Raw genomic sequence first — 18165 nt, forward strand, 5'->3', positions numbered from 1 at the left:
GACCTCAGGTTTCGGTCGGACGGGTCTGGCGCAGGAAATGCCCCGTCACCAGCCAGGCGCCCAGCCAGCCCAGCACCACGGTGCCGAGCAGCACGAACGAGGAATGCAGCAGATCCAGACCATGCAGCACGAACGGGCTGCCATAACTCTGCGACAGCGCGGCCAGCGGCGGGCGCAGGGCCAACCCGGCCGCACCGATCAATGCCAGGGCGACCGCGCCGGCGCCCAGGCCGTACCACGCGCCCAGATACAGGAAGGGGCGACGGATGAAGCCATCGCTGGCGCCGAGCAGCTGCAGCACGCCGATCTCATCGCGGCGGGCCTGGATGTCCAGCCGCACCGTATTGCCCACCACCAGCGCGGCACCAAGGCCGAGCAGGACCGACAGCACCTGCACCAGGCGCGTACCGAAGCCCAGCCAGCCATCCAGGCGCTTGCGCCACAGCGCATCGTGCTGGACCAGGTCGGCCTGCGGCAGGCCCTCCAGCGACTGCGCCAGGCGCGCGTCATCGGTGCCCTCGCCCGGGGTCACGATCAGCAGGGTCGGCAGCGGATTGTCATGCAGTGCATCGATGGCTTCGCCGAGCCCGGCGCTCTCGCGCAGCTCGGCCAGGCCCTGCTCCGGCGTCTGCACGGTGACGTTGGCCACGTCGGCGCGACCGCGCAGGGTCTCGGCCACCTGGCGGGCCGCATCGGCACCGGCGTCGGTCTTCAGGAAGAGGTTGATGTCGCGCGACTGCTGCACGCTGCCGGCGAAGTGCGTGAGGTTGTCCAGCGCGATCGACAGGCCCAGCGGCAGGGCCAGTGCCAGTGCCATGACCATCACCGTGAGCAGCGTTGCCCACGGCTTGCGCCACGCGCGGCCGAGGCTGAAGACCACGCTGTGGCCGTGATGGTGCAGCCACACGCCCAGGCGTGAGGGCGCGGCGGTTTCTTTGGTCACCGGTGCGTTCATTCGGCCAGGTCCTGCGGCGAGATGTCATCGACCAGGCGGCCGTGGTCCAGGATCAGCACGCGCTTGCGCATGCGTCGCAGCAGGGCCAGATCGTGGCTGACCACCAGTACGCTGGTGCCACGGTCGGGCAGCTCGGCGAACAAGGCCATGATCTCCGCCGCCAGTGTGGGATCCAGATTGCCGGTCGGTTCGTCGGCGACCAGCAGCTTGGGCTCGCCGACAATCGCACGGGCGATGCCGACGCGCTGCTGCTCACCGGCCGACAACTGCGAGGGCAGCGCCTTCTCGCGGTGGCCCAGGCCCATGCGCTCGAGCACCGAGCGCACGCGCTTGCCGATCTCGTTGCGGCGGGTGCCGCGCAGGATCAACGGCAGGGCGACGTTCTCGGCAATGCTGCGGTCCATCAGCAGGCGGTGGTCCTGGTAGACCGCACCGACCTCGCGCCGATGCCGCGGAATGCTGCCGCCGCGCACCTTCAGCAGGTTGCGCTCATCGAAGATCACCGCGCCGCGGCTGGGCCGCTCGTCGAGATGGATCAACTTGAGCAGGGTGCTCTTGCCCGCACCGGAGTGACCGGTGACGAACAGCATTTCCCCGGGGGCGACATCGAAGCTGACGTCCACCAGTGCCTGGTGGCCGCCGGCATATTGTTTGCTGACATTGTCAAAACGCAGGACGCTCATCCCCTGATTATGCAGGACGAGGGTGGCGGCGTGGAGGTGGGGTGTCAGACGGTAGGTGCCGACCGTTGGTCGGGGCAAGCGCCATCGCATTCACGCTGTCGCCCCACGGTTCGCTGCGCAAACCGTGGGCCCTCTCATCAGCACCCGATCCCCCGTCGCTTCGCGACCGCCCCCTTACCAAGGGGGCTATACCCCCCAGGCATCGCGGGTCGCGCGTCCGGTCTTACGAACCGGACAGCATCCGGCGGATCTTGCGGCCCAGGCGGGTCAGGAACGAGGCGCCCGGGTCGGCGGCCGGCGTGCCGCGCATCGGCTTGGCGGTCACCTGCACCGGGGTCACCGGGCCGGTCGCTGCCGCGCCTTCGGCACCCTCGACCGGACGGCCGTGGCGACGACGACGACGCTTGCGCGGCGCGCGCTCACCTTCCACCGCCGGGCTGCCTTCGGCAGACGGGGCGGCGGTCGGCGCGAGCTGCGGCTTGGCCTCGGTATCGACCGCATCGACGGCGGCGACCGGCTGCTCGCCTTCCACGCGCGGCTTGCGCTCGCGGCGGGGCTTGCCATCGGCACTGCGCTCACCCGGGGCGCGGCGCTCGCTGCGGCCACCGGACGGCTTGCCGCCACGGCTGCTGCTGCCACCGCCACGGCGCTGCTCTTCGGCGGCCCGCGCTTCGCGTGCTTCGCGGAAGATCTGGCCGACGCTCTCATTCTCGTCGCCCTCGGCATCGCCCTCGCCTTCCGGCAGCGGGGCGCGCGGCGCGCGCGGGATGGGGGTCAGGATCTCGCTGGTGACCGGTTCGACCGGGATCTTCTGTTCGATGTAGGCCTCGATGTCCGGCAGGCCCATCGCATAGCGCTCGCAGGCGAAGCTGATCGCATCGCCCTCTTCGCCCAGGCGCGCGGTGCGGCCGATGCGGTGCACGTAGTCTTCCGCATCGAACGGCAGGTCGTAGTTGTAGACGTACTTGATGCCATCGATGTGCAGGCCGCGGGCGGCGACATCGGTGGCCACCAGGATTTCCAGCTGGCCCTTCTGGAAGCGGTTGAGCAGGCTCTCACGCTTCTTCTGCGGCACGTCGCCGGACAGCACGCCGACGCGGTAGCCGGCCTTTTCCAGCGAACGCGCCACGCGCTCGACGAACACCTTGGTGTTGACGAACACCATGGTGCGGGCGCCTTCGCTGCGCGAGAGCAGGCCCAGCAGCAGCGGGATCTTTTCTTCGTCGGCCGGGAAGTAGATGCGCTGGCGGACGCGGGCGGCGGTGATCGATTCGCTCTCCACCACCAGCTTCTGCGGCTCGTTCATGTGCTCGTAGGCCAGCTCCAGCACGCGATGGCTGAGCGTGGCGCTGAACAGCAGCGTCTGGCGCGTGCTGCGCTCGGGCATGCGGCGCAGCAGGAAGCGGATGTCCTTGATGAAGCCCAGGTCGAACATGCGGTCGGCTTCGTCGAGCACGCAGATTTCGCAGGCGTGCAGCGAAACCACCTTGTGCTGCTTGACGTAGTCGATCAGGCGGCCCGGGGTGGCGATGATCACGTCCACGCCCTGCTGCAGGATCTCGCGCTGCTTGTCGTAGTCCACGCCACCGTAGACCAGCGCGAAGCGCAGGCCGAGGTCGGAACCGAACTTCACCGCGTCCTTGTGGATCTGGATGGCCAGCTCACGGGTCGGGGCCAGGATCAGTGCGCGCGGATCTTCCGGCTTGCGATCGGCCAGCGCCGGGCGGGTCAGCAGGCGGTTCACGACCGCGACCAGGAACGCCAGGGTCTTGCCGGTACCGGTCTGGGCCTGGCCGGCGACGTCGCCACCGGGCAGTGCCACCGGCAGGGTCAGCGCCTGGATCGGGGTGCAGCGGGTGAAACCAGCACTTTCAAGCCCGGATTGGAGCGCCGGATGCAGGTCGAAAGTGGAGAAGGTCAAATCGGTCAGCGGTTTGTCGCTCATGAGTCCGTCTTGGTAAGGCCATCCCGGCAGAGGTGCGGGGTGGCTTGCAATCTTGGGGGGCACCGTCGCAAACGGCCCCTGCGCCGGGATTGGCGGGGCCGGACTCCAGGTCCAGGGCGCCGCACAATGCCCCAGTTTAGCGCAATGTCGGCGCCAAACCGGGATAGTTCGTCGCACAACCCGGTGAGAATGTCCGCCCGGCGCGCCGTTGCAGGGCGGTCCAGTGCCTCGGGAGTGGATCTGCACCCCGCATTCACCGGGCATGCCGCCGGTTGAACGGCCCCGCTGACGGGGGTGGAACCGGGGTCCAGGCCCCCGCATATCGAAGGGGATCGTCGCGACACCGCAGGTGGGCGATGACGGGATGCTTCTTTCCAACCAGCGTCTGTCCGGTCACGGCGATAGCGGTACACTGCGCCCCGTGAGCGTCCAGGCATCCGCCGAACGCACCGCTGGCCGCCCGCGGCCACGAGGCACCAGACGCGGGTGACGCCCGGGTGGCGTTGCCCAACTTCAACTTCCTCCGGCCCTGCCGGGTGCATTACCAGACGAGAAACCAAGATGAGCGACAAGGTTGTACACGTCAGCACCGCTGACTTCCAAAGCGCAGTACTGGATTCCAAGGAACCGGTGCTGGTCGATTTCTGGGCCGAATGGTGTGGTCCCTGCAAGATGATCGCCCCGGCGCTGGACGAACTGGCCGACGCCTACAACGGCCGCGCCAAGATCGCCAAGGTCAACGTCGACGAACAGCGCGAACTGGCCGCCAAGTACCACGTGCGCTCGATCCCGATGCTGCTGGTGTTCAAGGACGGCGAAGTCCAGGCCCAGCAGATCGGTGCCGTCGGCAAGGCCCAGCTGGCCGGCATGCTCGACAAGGCCCTGGCCTGATCGCAGCAGGCAGCCGGCCCGTCCGGCTGCCACGCGGGCCCGTCGCCCGCATGAATGACCCTGCCCCACCCGGCTTGCGCGCCGCCGCGAGCCGGTGTTAGTGTCGGCATATCCGGCCGCATTCGCGCGCCGCATCTTCTGGACGCAGTTTCCTTCCAGATCCTTTCCCAACGTTCGCCGCCCTGCCGGGCGCTCGCACCTTCTAGCGAGGAATCCAGCACTTGTCCGATATCACTACTTCCGAACCCGGGAGCGCCGACGCGCCCGCCGAGAAGCGCGTGCGCAAGCCGCGCGTCGCCAAGGCCGCCGCCAACACCGGTGCCGACGCAGGTTCCCCCCCCTCACAACCCGCTCTGCCTCTGGCTGCCGCGTCTGACGCGCCGGCGCCGGCTGCCGCTTCTTCGGCAGCTCCGCAGGCATCGGCACCGGCGGCGTCTGCCGGTGGCGACGCATCGCCCTCGCAGGGCGGTGGTCAGCAGGACACCGGCGACGGTGGCCAGCGCAACCAGAACGGCCGCAACCAGAACCCGCAGGGCGGGCAGAACCCGTACCAGCAGGGTCAGGGCCAGAACCAGGGCCAAGGCCAGGGTCAAGGTCAAGGCCAGGGCAACCGCCGCGATCGTTTCCGCAATCGCCGTGACCGCAACCGCGGTGGCGATCGCTACAACGACGATGGCATGCCGCAGGACAGCGGTGAGCAGCAGCCGTTCGTGCGCAGCCAGCAGGCCAACGTGCCGGAAGGCTTCCCGGTCTACTCGCTGAGCGACCTCAAGCGCATGCCGGCGCAGAAGCTGCTGGAAATCGCCGAGCAGCTGCAGATTTCCGAAGGCGTCGCCCGCGCCCGCAAGCAGGACGTGATCTTCGCCCTGCTCAAGGTGCTGACCCGCCATGGCGACGGCGTTGCCGCCGACGGCGTGCTGGAAATCCTGCCGGACGGCTTCGGCTTCCTGCGCGCGGCCGAAGCCAGCTACCTGGCCGGCCCGGACGATACCTACATTTCGCCCAGCCAGATCCGCCGCTTCAACCTGCGTACCGGCGATCATCTGTCCGGCCGCATCCGCTTCCCGAAGGACGGCGAGCGTTACTTCGCGCTGTCGATCGTGGACACCATCAATGGTGAGCCGCTGGAAGCGTCGAAGAACAAGGTGCTGTTCGAGAACCTGACCCCGCTGTTCCCGCGCAAGCGCTTCACCCTGGAACGTGGCAACGGTTCGTCCGAAGACATCACCGGCCGCATCCTCGATCTGATGGCACCGCAGGGCAAGGGTCAGCGTTCGCTGATCGTCTCCCAGCCCAAGGCCGGCAAGACGATGATGATGCAGCAGGTGGCGACGGCGATCACCACCAATCATCCGGACGTGCACCTGATCGTCCTGCTGATCGATGAGCGCCCGGAAGAAGTGACGGAAATGCAGCGCACCGTGCGCGGCGAAGTCATCAGCTCCACCTTCGACGAGCCGGCCGCCCGTCACGTGCAGGTCGCCGAAATGGTGATCGAGCGTGCCAAGCGCCTGGTCGAGCACAAGAAGGACGTGGTGATCCTGCTCGACTCGATCACCCGCCTGGCGCGTGCCTACAACAACGTGGTGCCCAGCTCCGGCAAGGTGCTCACCGGTGGTGTGGACGCCAACGCCCTGCACCGTCCGAAGCGCTTCTTCGGCGCCGCGCGCAACGTGGAGGAAGGCGGCAGCCTGACCATCATCGCCACCGCGCTGGTCGATACCGGCAGCAAGATGGACGAGGTGATCTACGAAGAGTTCAAGGGCACCGGCAACAGCGAAGTGCACCTGAGCCGTCGTATCTCCGAAAAGCGCGTGTTCCCGGCGATCGACATCAACCGCTCGGGTACCCGTCGCGAAGATCTGCTGATCGAACCGGAACTGCTGCAGAAGATCTGGATCCTGCGCAAGCTGCTGCATCCGATGGATGAAATGGCTGCGATGGAATTCCTGCTCGACAAGATGAAGAACACCAAGTCCAACGACGAGTTCTTCGGTTCGATGAAGCGCTGATCGGCGCATCATCCGGACAGGAAAAGGCCCCGCAGTGCGGGGCCTTTTTCGTATCGAGATCCTGACTTCGGCATCTTCCGGACGGAACGGCGCGCTGGACTACCCAGCCGCCGTCGCGTTGCCTCAGCCGCCGTGGCGCGAACCACGCCACGCGTAGAACGCAATGAAGACGTAGCACAGCATGGGCAGCAGGAAGGACAGCTGCAGCCCGTGGTGGTCGGCCAGCCAGCCCATCGCAAGGGGAATGACCGCCCCACCGACAATCGCCATCACCAGCAGGCTCGACGCCTGCCCGGTCAGCGTACCCAGCCGTGCGATCGCCAGAGCGAAGATGGTCGGGAACATGATCGAGTTGAACAGGCCGATGCTGACCACGCTCCACTTGGCCAGGTTGCCGCTGCCCAGCATCGTCACCGTGAGCAGGGCCATCACGATCAACGCGAACACACCCAGCATGCGGCGCGGGTCGAGACGGGTCAGCAACGCCGCACCGAGCAGTCGGCCGACCAGCGCACCGCCCCAGTACAGCGACACGTAGCGCGTGGCTTCCTGTTCGGTCAGGCCCTCGCCGATGCCCGGCATCGAGAGGAAGTTGACCAGCACGCTGCCGATCGAAACTTCGGCGCCCACGTAGAAGAAGATCGCCAGCACGCCGTAGCGCAGGTGGCGGTGGCGCAGCGCATCGCGCAGCCGGCCGCGACCGCTGGCCGCGGTGTCCTCCACGCCCGGGATCGTCGGCAGGCGGAACATCCAGATCGCCACGGCCAGCACGAACAGTGCGACCGCCAGACCGAAGTACGGCAGCTGCACCGACTGCGCTTCGGCGGCGCGATAGGCCAGTGCCTCGGCCTGCGGCAGCAAGGCCAGCTCATCAGCGGTGCGCGGCGCAGCCGAGAGGATCAGCAGCCCGCCGAACAGCGGCGCGATGGTCGTGCCCAGCGCATTCATCGACTGCGCAAGCGTCAGCCGACTGGAACTGGTCTGTTCCGGCCCGAGCAGCGCGACGTAGGGATTGGCGGCCACCTGCAGCACCGTGATGCCGGTGGCCAGTACGAACAGCGCACCGAGGAACAGGCCGTACACATGCGCCTGCGCAGCCGGCCAGAACAGCAGCGCGCCGACGCCGGCAATGGCCAGCCCGGCGACGATGCCACGCTTGTAACCCACCGCCGCGACCAGGCGCCCGGCGGGCAGCGACATCAGGAAGTACGCACCGAAGAAGGTGAACTGGACCAGCATCGCCTGTACCCAGGTCAGCGCGAACGCCGCCTTGAGATGCGGAATCAGGATGTCATTGAGGCACGTGAGGAAGCCCCACATGAAGAAAATGGCGGTGACCACGGCCAGTGCAACGCGATTGCTTTGCACATGTTGTCCGCGGACGGCAGCGGGGGTATCCATCGCGTGTCCTTCCAGATAGGGAGTGCCGGTCAATTGGCAGCCAGACATGGAACCCGCTTGCGCCTCGATTGTCCAGCACTGTCGGCAGCACACACGGCAACGCTCCGGGCACGACATGCACCGGCTGCCGCCAGCGCCGCGGGATGCAGCGTGCTGCTCCGCGGACGCACCGCTTCACCCACGCGGCAGCGTAATCCGCAATAATCGCCGCCGAAAGTGTTGTTGACCGCCCGGGGGCGGGGTCGTCAGCGGACGGGCGCGGAATGCGCACCGGTTCAAGGCGATGTCGTGCGCTCCTGACTGCTTCGCCGTTGCCGTTCCACCCGCCTGTCCGGTTGGCGCTGCACCCTGCTGCCCGTGAACCGCATGCGCCCGTTGTCTGCCCGTCTCACTCTCGGCACGTTGATCCTTGCCCTGGCCCTGCTCAGCGCGATCATCGCCCTGGCCAACACCCTGCATGCCAGCTACCGCGTGCAGCGCGAGCAGTTGATCGGCAACACGCTGGAGGCCAACCGCGTGTACGCCAGCAAGCTTGCCGAGTCGACCCAGAACTTCGTGCTGTCGGCCCAGCAGCAGGTGGCCTACAGCGCCACCCTGCTCGGCCAGCGCCGTCACGATCGCGAGGCGCTGGAAGCCGAGGCAGCGCGCCTGCAGCTGCAGACCAACAGCTTCAACTCGGTGCTGATCGTGGATGCCGGCGGCACCGTGCTGGCCACCTCGCCGCAGAGCCTGGCGCTGCAGGGCGTGCTGCTCAAGAGCAGCGGCAACCGCGATGCCCTCGATCGCCGCGTGCCCTTCATCAGCGACCCCTACGAGTCGGCGACAGGCCGGCTGCTGGTCGCGATCTCGCACCCGATCTTCTCTGCACAGGGCGAGTACCAGGGCTACGTCAGCGGGACGATCTACCTGCGCCAGCGCAGCATCCTGCAGTCCCTGCTGGGCAAACACTATTACCGCGATGGCTCCTACCTGTACGTGGTCGATCGCCACGGTCGCATCCTGTACCACATCGAACAGGACCGGGTCGGCCAGTTCGCGCTGGAGAACCCGGCCGTCCAGGCGGTCACCCACGGGCATTCCGGCGCGCAGCAGGTGCGCAACAGCCACGGCGTATTGATGCTGGCCGGCTATGCACCGGTGCCGAGCGTGGGCTGGGGCGTGGTCGCCCAGCGCCCGACCACCGCCACGCTGGCCGCGTTGTCCAAACTGATGTCCTCGGTGATCTGGAACGCGATCCCGCTGGGCATCCTGTCGCTGCTGATCACCTGGTGGTTCGCACGGCGCATCTCGCGGCCGCTGTGGCAGTTGGCGCGCAACGTACAGAACCGCGACACCGGCATCGCCATCCGCCATGTCACCGGCATCCGCGCCTGGTACTACGAGGTGGCCCAGCTCAGGACCGCCCTGCTCTACAGTTTCAACCTGCTGCAGGACCGCATCGGCAAGCTCAACCGCGCCAGCATGACCGACCCGCTCACCGGCCTGCAGAACCGGCGTGGTCTGCAGCAGGGGCTGGAAGACTGGCAGGCGCGCGGGCAACCGTTCGGGATCATCGCGCTGGACATCGACCGCTTCAAGACCATCAACGACCGCTTCGGCCACGCCGTCGGCGATGCGGTGATCCTGCGCATCGCGCAGCTGATGCGCGATGACGCGCGCGATACCGACCTGCTCTGCCGCAACGGGGGCGAAGAATTCCTGGTCCTGCTGCCGGGTGTCGACGCGACCAACGCCGCCCAGGTGGCCGAGCGCCTGCGCGTGCAGGTCGCCGCCGAAGTGTTCGAGCAGGTCGGCATGGTGACCGTGTCGCTGGGCGTGGCCCATTACCCGACCTATCACGCCGATCCGCAGCAGGCGCTGCGGCTGGCCGACAAGGCGCTGTACATGGCCAAGGAACAGGGCCGCAATCGCACGGTGGTGTATCCGCAGGCGGAGCGTCCCGGGATCGGTCAGGATGGCGCGCGTTGAACACACCCCTGAGTGAATCGATTCAGGGTCAGCAGCCTCACCAGAGGCTGCCTTCGTTACGCGAGCCTCAGCCCTGATCCAGCACGGTCTTCAACTGCGGACCGGTCTTTTCACCCGCCAGGTAGACGCCATCATCGAAGGCATCCGGCGCGACGGACTGTGTCCCGGGCGCCAGCCAGGGCGCGGTGTTGCGCGGGCCAGGAAGATACGGCTCCCACCGTGTCGTACTGCGATCTTCCGGCGGTGCGAAGCGCACCGCGACGCGCACCACCCACGTGTCGCGGGCGGCCCGTGGGCCCTGCGTCGGCACCCGGAACTGCCAGTCGCGCGCGGCCTGTGTGGCACTGTCGGCAAACGCGGCGCGAGTTGATGCGATCTCACGCGGCGATACCAGCACGCGCAGATTGACCTGCTCGGCCAGCACGTTGCGCACCTTGCCATCGCGTCCCACCTGGATCAGCAGGAACACATCCGCAGCGGCTTCGCGGCCCACCCGGCGCACAGGGAAGGTCGGGACCGATCCCCGCTCGCGGGCCACGATGGTCGGATCGTTTTCGTCGTACTCGACAAAGCTGGCGTGGCGGATCTCCACACGCGAACTGCCATCGTCCAGCGTCTTGCCGATCAGGCGCAGCGTCATCGGCGTGGTGACGGCGACGGACTGGCCGTCGCGTACGGTGGGCTCGAACTCCCACCGGGCGACCGCATCTTTCACAAAGGTGACGACGCCTGCCGGAATCGCGCTTTCCCGATCCAGGCGCACCGCAACGACGCGGCCGTCCGCACCGATATCGAGGCTGCCCTTGATCCGCATGCTCGACTCCACCTGACCCTGCAGCGCGCGCATGCTCGGTGACGCACGAAGGTCCTGTGGTGCCACCCCTACGCTGGCTGCTGCCACGCCAAGCGCCAGTACCCACTGCCATGCCGCTTTCATCAATCCGACTCCTTGTCCTGATGGGCGGTCAGACTAGCAAACTCCTCAGCTCGCTTTCGAGACACCTGCGCATGCTGTCCTGCCTGTTGAAGGCCGCGGGTGATGCACCACGGACGGAGGGATCAGCCGCCAATAGGCGTCAGCAGCTTCGGCGCCTTGCTGGCGGCGTCCGCCATGAACACGCCGCCGGCGGGCAGCAGGTCGGCATTGGCATCGGCGCTCAGTACCTTGTCGCTGCGCCACGGGGCCTGCTGGTGCGGGCCGGGAATGTAGGCGTCCCAGCGGCCGTAGCGCTCCACCTCATCGCTGAACGAGAATCGCACCGGCACCCGGATGGTCCAGCTCGCCTCGTCCTTCTGATCTCCGGTAGAGGGCGCCTTGAAGGTCCACTTACGTGCGGCGCCCATCGACACGCGGGCCAGCTTGTCGCGCATTTTCCGCATGTTCGCCTCGTTTGCGATTACACGAAGATTGACCTGCTCGGTGGCCACATCCAGTACCTTCCCGTCGCGCCCGACCTGTATCAGCAGCAGTACATCGCCACGGCCGCGCGCATTGAAGACATCCTCGGGATACACCGGCGGCGACATCTTCACCTTGGTGACGTTGTCGGTCGAGGTTTCGTCGTACGTCTCGAAGTTCGCTGCCAGCAGCGTGACCTGGCCGGTGCCATCGGGGTTGTTCTTCGCACCCAGGCGGATGGTGGCCGGCGTACGTGCCTTGACCGCCTGGCCATCCACCAGCACCGGGGCGAAACGCCACGTCTTCACGGCACCTTCGACGAACGTGACGATGGTCTCGTCGACCTGCGCGCGCTTGTCCAGGCGGAACGCCTCGACCTGGCCTTCGGTACCGATATCGATCTCACCGGTCAGCACCATGCTCGCTTCAGCCTGCTCGCGCACCTCGCGCTTCGTCTGCGCGGCCACATCGAACATCGTCGACGCCCCCACGCTCCCCAGTACAAGCATCAACGCAACGCTTCGGAATGAACGCATCTCACCTTCTCCTTGTGAATGCATGCAAGCCTACCCCGGGTTTCCTGGAGAGGCCAATCAGGCAAGCCTATTACTTGCTGCATAGGGAGGCGTATCCGGATATTGACCGGCCGCGAACCCCGCCTGCAGCCGCTGCCACCACGCCGGATCGAACAGGTGGGCGAAATGCTCGCGCACCGCCGCCAGCTCAGCCGCCGGCAGGCCCATGAACATCCAGAAGCGCTCCGGGAACACATCGCGTGGACCGATCTGGAACCACGGCTCGTCAGCCAGCGCTTCCTCCTCGTTGCGCGGCACCGGCCACGCACGGAAGTTGCACTCGGTGACCAGACACAGCTCATCGTAGTCGTAGAAGACCGCACGCCCATGCCGCGAGACGCCGAAGTTCTTCGGCAACATATCGCCGGGAAAGATGTTGTTGCGCGCCATGTCGGTGATCGCCTGCGCATAGTCCAGTGCGGCCACGCGTCGCGACTCCACGGTCTGCTCGCGCAGATACAGATTGAGCGGGCGGAATCGCCGCTGCACGTAGCACAGCGCGATCACCAGTTCGTCGCCGTCCTCATGCACGCTGCTGGCGCACTGGGTCAGCAGCTCGTCGCGCAGCGCCGCGGAGAAGCGCGCCCGCGGGAAGCGCAGGTGCCGATAGGGCTGCGCATCAAGCAGTCGGCCAACGCGGTCCAGGTTGAACACCAACGCATACTTCTCCTCGACCTGGTGCCGGGTCATGGTTTTCGGCCAGGCGAAACGGTCCCGGATCAGCTTGAACACCAGCGGATAGCTGGGCAGGGTGAACACCGCCATGACCATGCCGGGCGTGCCATCGGCATGCACCAACTGTTCCCCCGGCTGCTCCTGGAAATGACGGAAGAAGGTGCGATAGCGCTCGGTCTTGCCCTGCTTGGCGCGCCCGAGCACCGTGTAGATCTCATCCACCGGCTTGCCCGGCAGCAGGCTGCGCAGGAATACCACCGCATCGCCCACGGTCGCCAGATCCGCCTGGAAATAGCTGCGCGAGACGCCGAACAGATGGGCGACATCGCGGCGCCGGGTCAGCACCGCATCCACGCGAACACCGTGTTCGTCATGCACCAGCGCGATCACGCAGGGCGAGAAGCGATGCTCGCCGAACACGCGTCCGACCAGATAGGCGCGGCGCTCACGGTAGAACACGGTGTCGAGCAGTTCGATGCTGCGCACCGGGTAGTCGCCCCAGTGCGCCAGATCATCCTGCAGCCGCACCGCGATCGCGGCAGCACAACGCAGCTGGTGCGCATAGGGCACATGGAAACGATAGTCGCCGAGGACGCGCATGAACGCGTCGGCCGGGCGCGTCGGTGAGAGGGTATAGCTGTGCCGCGCGACGGGATGGGTAATGGCGTCGGACGGCTCAACATCCATCGCCATGAACTCGATCGCCCCGTCCACGCCGCGGGTGGCGAACAGCCGGCGTGCCAGCGTGTTGTAGAAGGTCTTGTACAGTTCGGCGTCGATCAATCCGGCCAGCAGCGCGGCATACGCCGCGCGAACCTCCAGCCACAGCGCGCGCTCACCCACACGCTCACCGACTGCGCGGCGCAGGGCATCGACGGTCTCGGCGATGCACTGGTCATACAGCGCGATGCGCTCCACGGCGTCCTGCCGCGCACCCACCCAGTCGCGCTGTTCGAAGCGCTGCCGCGCACGCCGGCTGATCGCCGCGAAGCGCGCATGGTAGTCCTCGAAGCCATCGCGGATCAGCCGCGCGAGCGCGTCCGGCGTCGCGTTCATGCGACACCCCGGATGGCGCAGTGATGGAACCGGCAGGAACAGCAGGCGCGCATGCAGCCATTTCCAGAGGACCTGCTGCCACCATACGGCAGCGACTGGGGGTTGCCCAGCGGGCGTTCGCCGCGCCGTTCCGGGGTAAAGTCGCAACGTCGGGGTGTGGGCAGGGAGAGCAATGAAGACGAGTCGCCGAAGGAAGGCATTGGGCGGAGCGCTCCTGGTGGCCGCCGGGTTGCTGGCGGTGCATTCGGTCACCGGAGAACGACCACCGGCCTTGCAGGCAGTGACGGGGCCGTCATCGACGGCCGTGGCGCCCACGGGGGCAGCGGTGGCTCCGGCCTCCCAGGCGCTGGAACCTGAGCCGCTTGCAGCCCGCTTCGAGGATGCTACGCGCCAGGAATTCGAACGCGTCAGCGCGGCGGCAGAGCGTGGCGATGTCCTTGCGCAGCGTCGGCTGGCCGAGCTCTACGAGAAATGCTTTTTGGTCAACGTCCGGCGCACCTCCTATCTTGAAGGCATCGAAAGCATGGCCACGCTGCATTCGGACCCGGACGCCGGTCAGCAGATGCGCCTGATCGGCCAGCGTGTCTTCGCGCAATGTGGCGGCGTGGATGGTGGCCAGTTCATTCCACTTGAGGCCATGCTGCTATGGCGGGAGCAGGCTGCGCGCGGGGGAGATCTTGCTTCGCAGCTGTGGTTGCGTCAGCGGCAGAGCGTGACGGCGCCACTCACGGCAGAAGAGTACGCAGGCTTGGCAGCGCAGGTCACTGCCTCCGGTGACGCGACGGCCATGGCCTACCTGGGTGCCCTCGCTGAAACGGCAGCCGGGCAGGAAGCGCCTTCCGTGGATCCGAAGATCAGCGGGCTCGCCTGGCAGATAGCTGCCTGCCAACAAGGTCTAGCATGCGCGGCCGGCAGCGAATTGATGGATGTGCTGTGCCTCAACATTGGCGCCTGCACGGAGACTGATGCAACCGTCGTCCTGCGGTTGGAGGCTGCAGACCGACAGGCGGCGCTGGATGCGGAGATCGCTCGCATCCTCTCCCACGTTGGCAAGACGCGCCAACGCAGCAGGTGAGGCAGGCGTACCGGCCTTGCCACCGCCCATAAAAAAACCCGCGCCTAGGCGCGGGTTCTTCATCGATCACCGCAGGTGCGGTACCGCTGCCTTACAGCGCAGACAGCGCGCTGTTGAAGGTGCTGCTCGGACGCATCGCGGCGCTGGCCTTGGCCACGTCCGGACGGTAGTAGCCGCCGATGTCGACCGCCTTGCCCTGCACCGCCGCCAGCTCACCGACGATGGCCTGCTCGTTGTCGGCCAGTGCCTTGGCCAGCGGAGCAAAACGGGCCTTCAGCGCGGCATCGTCATCCTGCGCGGCCAGGGCCTGGGCCCAGTACAGCGCGATGTAGAAGTGGCTGCCGCGGTTGTCGATGCCGCCCAGCTTGCGCGACGGCGACTTGTCGTTGTCCAGGAACTGGCCGTTGGCCTGGTCCAGGGTCTTGGCCAGCACGGTGGCACCGGCGTTGTCGTAGCGGTTGCCCAGGTGCTCCAGCGACGCGGCCAGGGCCAGGAATTCGCCCAGCGAATCCCAACGCAGGTAATCCTCTTCGACGAACTGCTGCACGTGCTTGGGCGCCGAACCACCGGCACCGGTCTCGAACAGGCCACCGCCGGCCATCAGCGGCACGATGGAGAGCATCTTGGCGCTGGTGCCCAGCTCCATGATCGGGAACAGGTCGGTCAGGTAATCGCGCAGCACGTTGCCGGTGACCGAGATGGTGTCCTCACCCTTGCGGATGCGGTCCAGCGAGAAGGCGGTCGCTTCCACCGGCGCCAGGATGCGGATGTCCAGGCCGCTGATGTCGTGGTCCTTCAGGTAGGTCTCGACCTTGGCGATCACCTGCGCATCGTGCGCGCGGGCAGCGTCCAGCCAGAACACCGCCGGGGTGCCGCTCAGGCGGGCACGGTTGACGGCCAGCTTCACCCAGTCCTGGATCGGGGCGTCCTTGGTCTGGCACATGCGCCAGATGTCGCCGGTCTGCACGGCATGCTCGAAGATCACCTTGCCGGCGTCGTCGGTGACCCGCACGGTGCCGTCGGCCGGAATCTGGAAGGTCTTGTCGTGCGAACCGTATTCCTCGGCTTTCTGCGCCATCAGGCCGACGTTGGGCACCGAGCCCATGGTCGCCGGGTCGAAGGCACCGTGGGTGCGGCAGTCGTCGATCACGGCCTGGTACACACCGGCGTAGCAACGGTCCGGAATGACGGCCTTGGTGTCCTGCAGTTTGCCGTCGGCATTCCACATGCCACCGGAGTCGCGGATCATCGCCGGCATCGACGCATCGACGATCACGTCGCTGGGCACGTGCAGGTTGGTGATGCCCTTGTCCGAATTGACCATGGCCAGGCCCGGGCGCTTGCCGTACTCGGCAGCCAGGTCGGCCTTGATCGCTTCCTGGGTGGCCTCGGGCAGCTGCGGCAGGCGCGCGAACAGATCGCCGATGCCGTTGTTCGGATCGAAACCGGCCTGCTTGAGCACGTCGGCGTGCTTGGCCAGCACATCCTTGTAGAACTCTTCGATGACCACGCCGAACATGATCGGGTCCGAGACCTTCATCATGGTGGCCTTCAGGTGCAGCGAGAACAGCACGCCCTTGGCCTTGGCATCGGCGATCTGCGCCTGCACGAACGAGGCCAGCGCAGTGCGGCTCATCACCGCGGCGTCGACGATCTCACCGGCCTTGACCGCGGTCTTTTCCTTGAGCACGACGCTGCTGCCGTCGGCCTTGAACAGCTCGATCTTCAGGCTGCCGGCGTCGGCCAGCGTCGCCGACTTTTCGCTGCCGTAGAAGTCACCGCCGTCCATGTGCGAGACATGCGACTTGCAGTCCTTGGACCACTTGCCCATGCGATGTGGATGCTTGCGGGCGTAGTTCTTGACCGACAGCGGCGCGCGGCGGTCGGAGTTGCCTTCGCGCAGCACCGGGTTCACCGCGCTGCCCTTGACCTTGTCGTAGCGCGCCTTGATGTCGCGCGAGACGTCGTCGGTCGGCACGTCCGGGTAATTCGGCAGCGCGAAGCCCTGGTCCTGCAGTTCCTTGATCGCGGCCTTCAGCTGCGGCACCGAGGCGCTGATGTTGGGCAGCTTGATGATGTTCGCGTCCGGGGTGGTCGCCAGCTGGCCCAGTTCGGCCAGGTGGTCGGCTTCCTTCTGGTCGTCCTTCAGGTAATCCGGGAAAAGGGCCAGGATGCGGCCGGACAGCGAAATGTCGCGGGTTTCCACGGCGATGCCGGCGGTGGCGGTGTAGGCCTCGACGATCGGCAGCAGCGACTGCGTGGCCAGGAACGGGGCTTCATCGGTGAGCGTGTAGAGAATCTTGGGCGTGTTCGACATGGGGGATCAGGGCTCTCTTGCAGATCTCGTGAATGATGGCCGACGGCAATGCCGGGCCGCGTGCAACCGTGTCGCGTGCAGGGCCTCGCAGAGCGTGGCCCGCACTTTCCCCGGGGACCGCGCCAACCAACGGCGCGCACGGCGGGAAACCCCCGCATTGTCGCGTTTTCAGCCCCCCGGAGCAAAGCCGCCCCATACGCAAACGTACTGGAACGCTGTGGTCTGGCAGACGCCCATAAAAAAGACGCAGCCTCGCGGCTGCGTCCATCGTGAGCCTGTTGCCGGGAGAGAGTCGGCGCCTGGGCTTACTTGACCTCGAACTCCTGCGGCGATCCAGCCGCCTTACCATCCACCATGACTTCCGCGCGGTACTTGCCCGCCGGCCAGCCATTGGCATTCTTGAAGGCGATGTTGGTGGTCTCGGCACCGGTGGTGTTCACCACCTGGTTCTGCTCACCGGCGACCTGACCGTTCTGGAAGGTCAGCTTGGCCGCCACGTTGGCGTTGTTGGCGCTGCCATCGGTGCGGATCGAGACGATGATGTCGTCCTTCGGCGCGAACAGCGCGGCCGAGGTGACGGTCTTGTCCGCCGCAGCGGTCTTGCCCACGGTGACCGCGGAGACCATCACACCGGTTGCAGCGGTCATCGGCTGCGGGGCGGCTTCGGTCATCGGGGCCGGGGCGGCAGGCGCGGTCGCGGCCGGCTGCGCGTTGTTGTCGGCGGTGTCTTCTTTCTTCTTGCAGCCGGCCAGGGCCACGGTGGCCAGAAGCGCAGCGAGAACGGCAGTACTGATGGACGACTTCTTCATGGAGGTTGCTCCCTGTGAGATGGTGGGCAGTGCAGCGGATCAGGCTTTGGGCGGCAGTTTCAGGGTCTGGCCCGGCTGGATCTTGTCCGGGTCGTCCAGCACGTCGCGGTTGGCCTCGAAGATGCGCTTCCACGCATTGCCATCGCCCAGTTCCTGCTTGGCGATCTTCGAGAGCGAATCGCCCTTCTGCACCGTGTAGGTGCCTCCGACCTTCTCCGCGGTGGTATCCACCGAGGCGGTCACGCCCGAGAAATCAACCTGATCGACTTTCTGCGCGGTGGTATCGACGCTGGCGCTGACACCGGAAAAGTCGACTTTCTTATCGGTACTCATCCATACACTCCCGTCTTGATTGACGACATGGGAGGCACGGTGTCACAGCCCTTGTTAATGGGGCATGGCGT

Annotated in this window: 14 protein-coding genes; 4 read left to right on the forward strand and 10 right to left on the reverse strand. The window is 66.6% G+C overall.

What is annotated here, in order from left to right:
- Positions 1-4: 4 nt before the first annotated feature.
- From ftsX to rhlB, 3 genes are all read right to left on the reverse strand, one after another.
- Positions 5-955 (reverse strand): permease-like cell division protein FtsX, encoded by a 951-nt coding sequence (gene ftsX / locus ABE424_RS10185; protein ID WP_346490651.1) that lies wholly within the window; start codon positions 953-955, stop codon positions 5-7.
- Positions 952-1638, reverse strand: coding sequence for a cell division ATP-binding protein FtsE (ftsE, locus tag ABE424_RS10190; protein WP_019183511.1), 687 nt, complete (start codon positions 1636-1638; stop codon positions 952-954). Before ftsE ends, ftsX begins: the two co-directional genes overlap by 4 nt.
- A 223-nt stretch (positions 1639-1861) precedes the next feature.
- Positions 1862-3583, reverse strand: a complete 1722-nt coding sequence (gene rhlB, locus ABE424_RS10195) for an ATP-dependent RNA helicase RhlB (RefSeq protein WP_346490650.1) — start codon at positions 3581-3583, stop codon at positions 1862-1864.
- Positions 3584-4144: 561 nt separating this feature from the next.
- Here rhlB and trxA point away from each other — a divergent pair.
- Together trxA and rho are read left to right on the forward strand one after the other, a co-directional pair.
- On the forward strand, positions 4145-4474 hold the full coding sequence (gene trxA / locus ABE424_RS10200) for a thioredoxin (RefSeq protein ID WP_176987992.1): 330 nt from the start codon (positions 4145-4147) through the stop codon (positions 4472-4474).
- 221 nt (positions 4475-4695) lie between these two features.
- Positions 4696-6486 carry a transcription termination factor Rho gene (gene rho, locus ABE424_RS10205; RefSeq protein ID WP_346490649.1) on the forward strand — a complete coding sequence of 597 codons (1791 nt, stop codon included), beginning with the start codon at positions 4696-4698 and terminating at the stop codon, positions 6484-6486.
- Positions 6487-6609: 123 nt separating this feature from the next.
- On the opposite strand, the gene ABE424_RS10210 is transcribed toward rho, so the two are convergent.
- Positions 6610-7887, reverse strand: a complete 1278-nt coding sequence (locus tag ABE424_RS10210) for a sugar MFS transporter (RefSeq protein ID WP_194243557.1) — start codon at positions 7885-7887, stop codon at positions 6610-6612.
- Between the two features lie 366 nt (positions 7888-8253).
- On the opposite strand from ABE424_RS10210, the gene ABE424_RS10215 reads away from it, so the two are divergent.
- Positions 8254-9855, forward strand: a complete 1602-nt coding sequence (locus ABE424_RS10215; protein ID WP_346490648.1) for a sensor domain-containing diguanylate cyclase — start codon at positions 8254-8256, stop codon at positions 9853-9855.
- Between the two features lie 67 nt (positions 9856-9922).
- On the opposite strand, the gene ABE424_RS10220 is transcribed toward ABE424_RS10215, so the two are convergent.
- The 3 genes from ABE424_RS10220 to aceK all read right to left on the reverse strand — a co-directional run bounded on the left by ABE424_RS10220 (position 9923) and on the right by aceK (position 13560).
- A complete protein-coding gene (locus tag ABE424_RS10220) occupies positions 9923-10792 on the reverse strand; it encodes a protein tonB (protein WP_346490647.1) in 870 nt (289 codons plus the stop codon).
- Between the two features lie 122 nt (positions 10793-10914).
- On the reverse strand, positions 10915-11790 hold the full coding sequence (locus ABE424_RS10225; protein ID WP_346490646.1) for an energy transducer TonB: 876 nt from the start codon (positions 11788-11790) through the stop codon (positions 10915-10917).
- A gap of 57 nt (positions 11791-11847) precedes the next feature.
- Complete coding sequence (gene aceK / locus ABE424_RS10230; protein ID WP_346490645.1) at positions 11848-13560, reverse strand: bifunctional isocitrate dehydrogenase kinase/phosphatase; 1713 nt, start codon at positions 13558-13560, stop codon at positions 11848-11850.
- 172 nt (positions 13561-13732) lie between these two features.
- Here aceK and ABE424_RS10235 point away from each other — a divergent pair, with 172 nt between their 5' ends.
- Entirely contained in the window at positions 13733-14635 is a 903-nt protein-coding gene (locus ABE424_RS10235; protein WP_346490644.1) for a hypothetical protein, read from the forward strand.
- A gap of 91 nt (positions 14636-14726) precedes the next feature.
- On the opposite strand, the gene ABE424_RS10240 is transcribed toward ABE424_RS10235, so the two are convergent.
- The 3 genes from ABE424_RS10240 to ABE424_RS10250 form a co-directional block, all read right to left on the reverse strand.
- Positions 14727-16952 (reverse strand): NADP-dependent isocitrate dehydrogenase, encoded by a 2226-nt coding sequence (locus ABE424_RS10240; RefSeq protein ID WP_346490643.1) that lies wholly within the window; start codon positions 16950-16952, stop codon positions 14727-14729.
- A gap of 305 nt (positions 16953-17257) precedes the next feature.
- Positions 17258-17761: a hypothetical protein gene (locus ABE424_RS10245; protein ID WP_176987987.1), complete on the reverse strand. Its 504-nt coding sequence runs from the start codon at positions 17759-17761 to the stop codon at positions 17258-17260.
- Between the two features lie 39 nt (positions 17762-17800).
- The gene (locus tag ABE424_RS10250) at positions 17801-18094 is read right to left on the reverse strand and encodes a LysM peptidoglycan-binding domain-containing protein (protein WP_346477857.1); all 294 of its coding nucleotides are present in this window, start codon (positions 18092-18094) and stop codon (positions 17801-17803) included.
- Positions 18095-18165: the final 71 nt, after the last annotated feature.

Origin of the sequence: Stenotrophomonas sp. TWI1149 (assembly GCF_039673155.1) — a bacterium.
Taxonomy (GTDB): Bacteria; Pseudomonadota; Gammaproteobacteria; order Xanthomonadales; family Xanthomonadaceae; genus Stenotrophomonas; species Stenotrophomonas maltophilia_AA.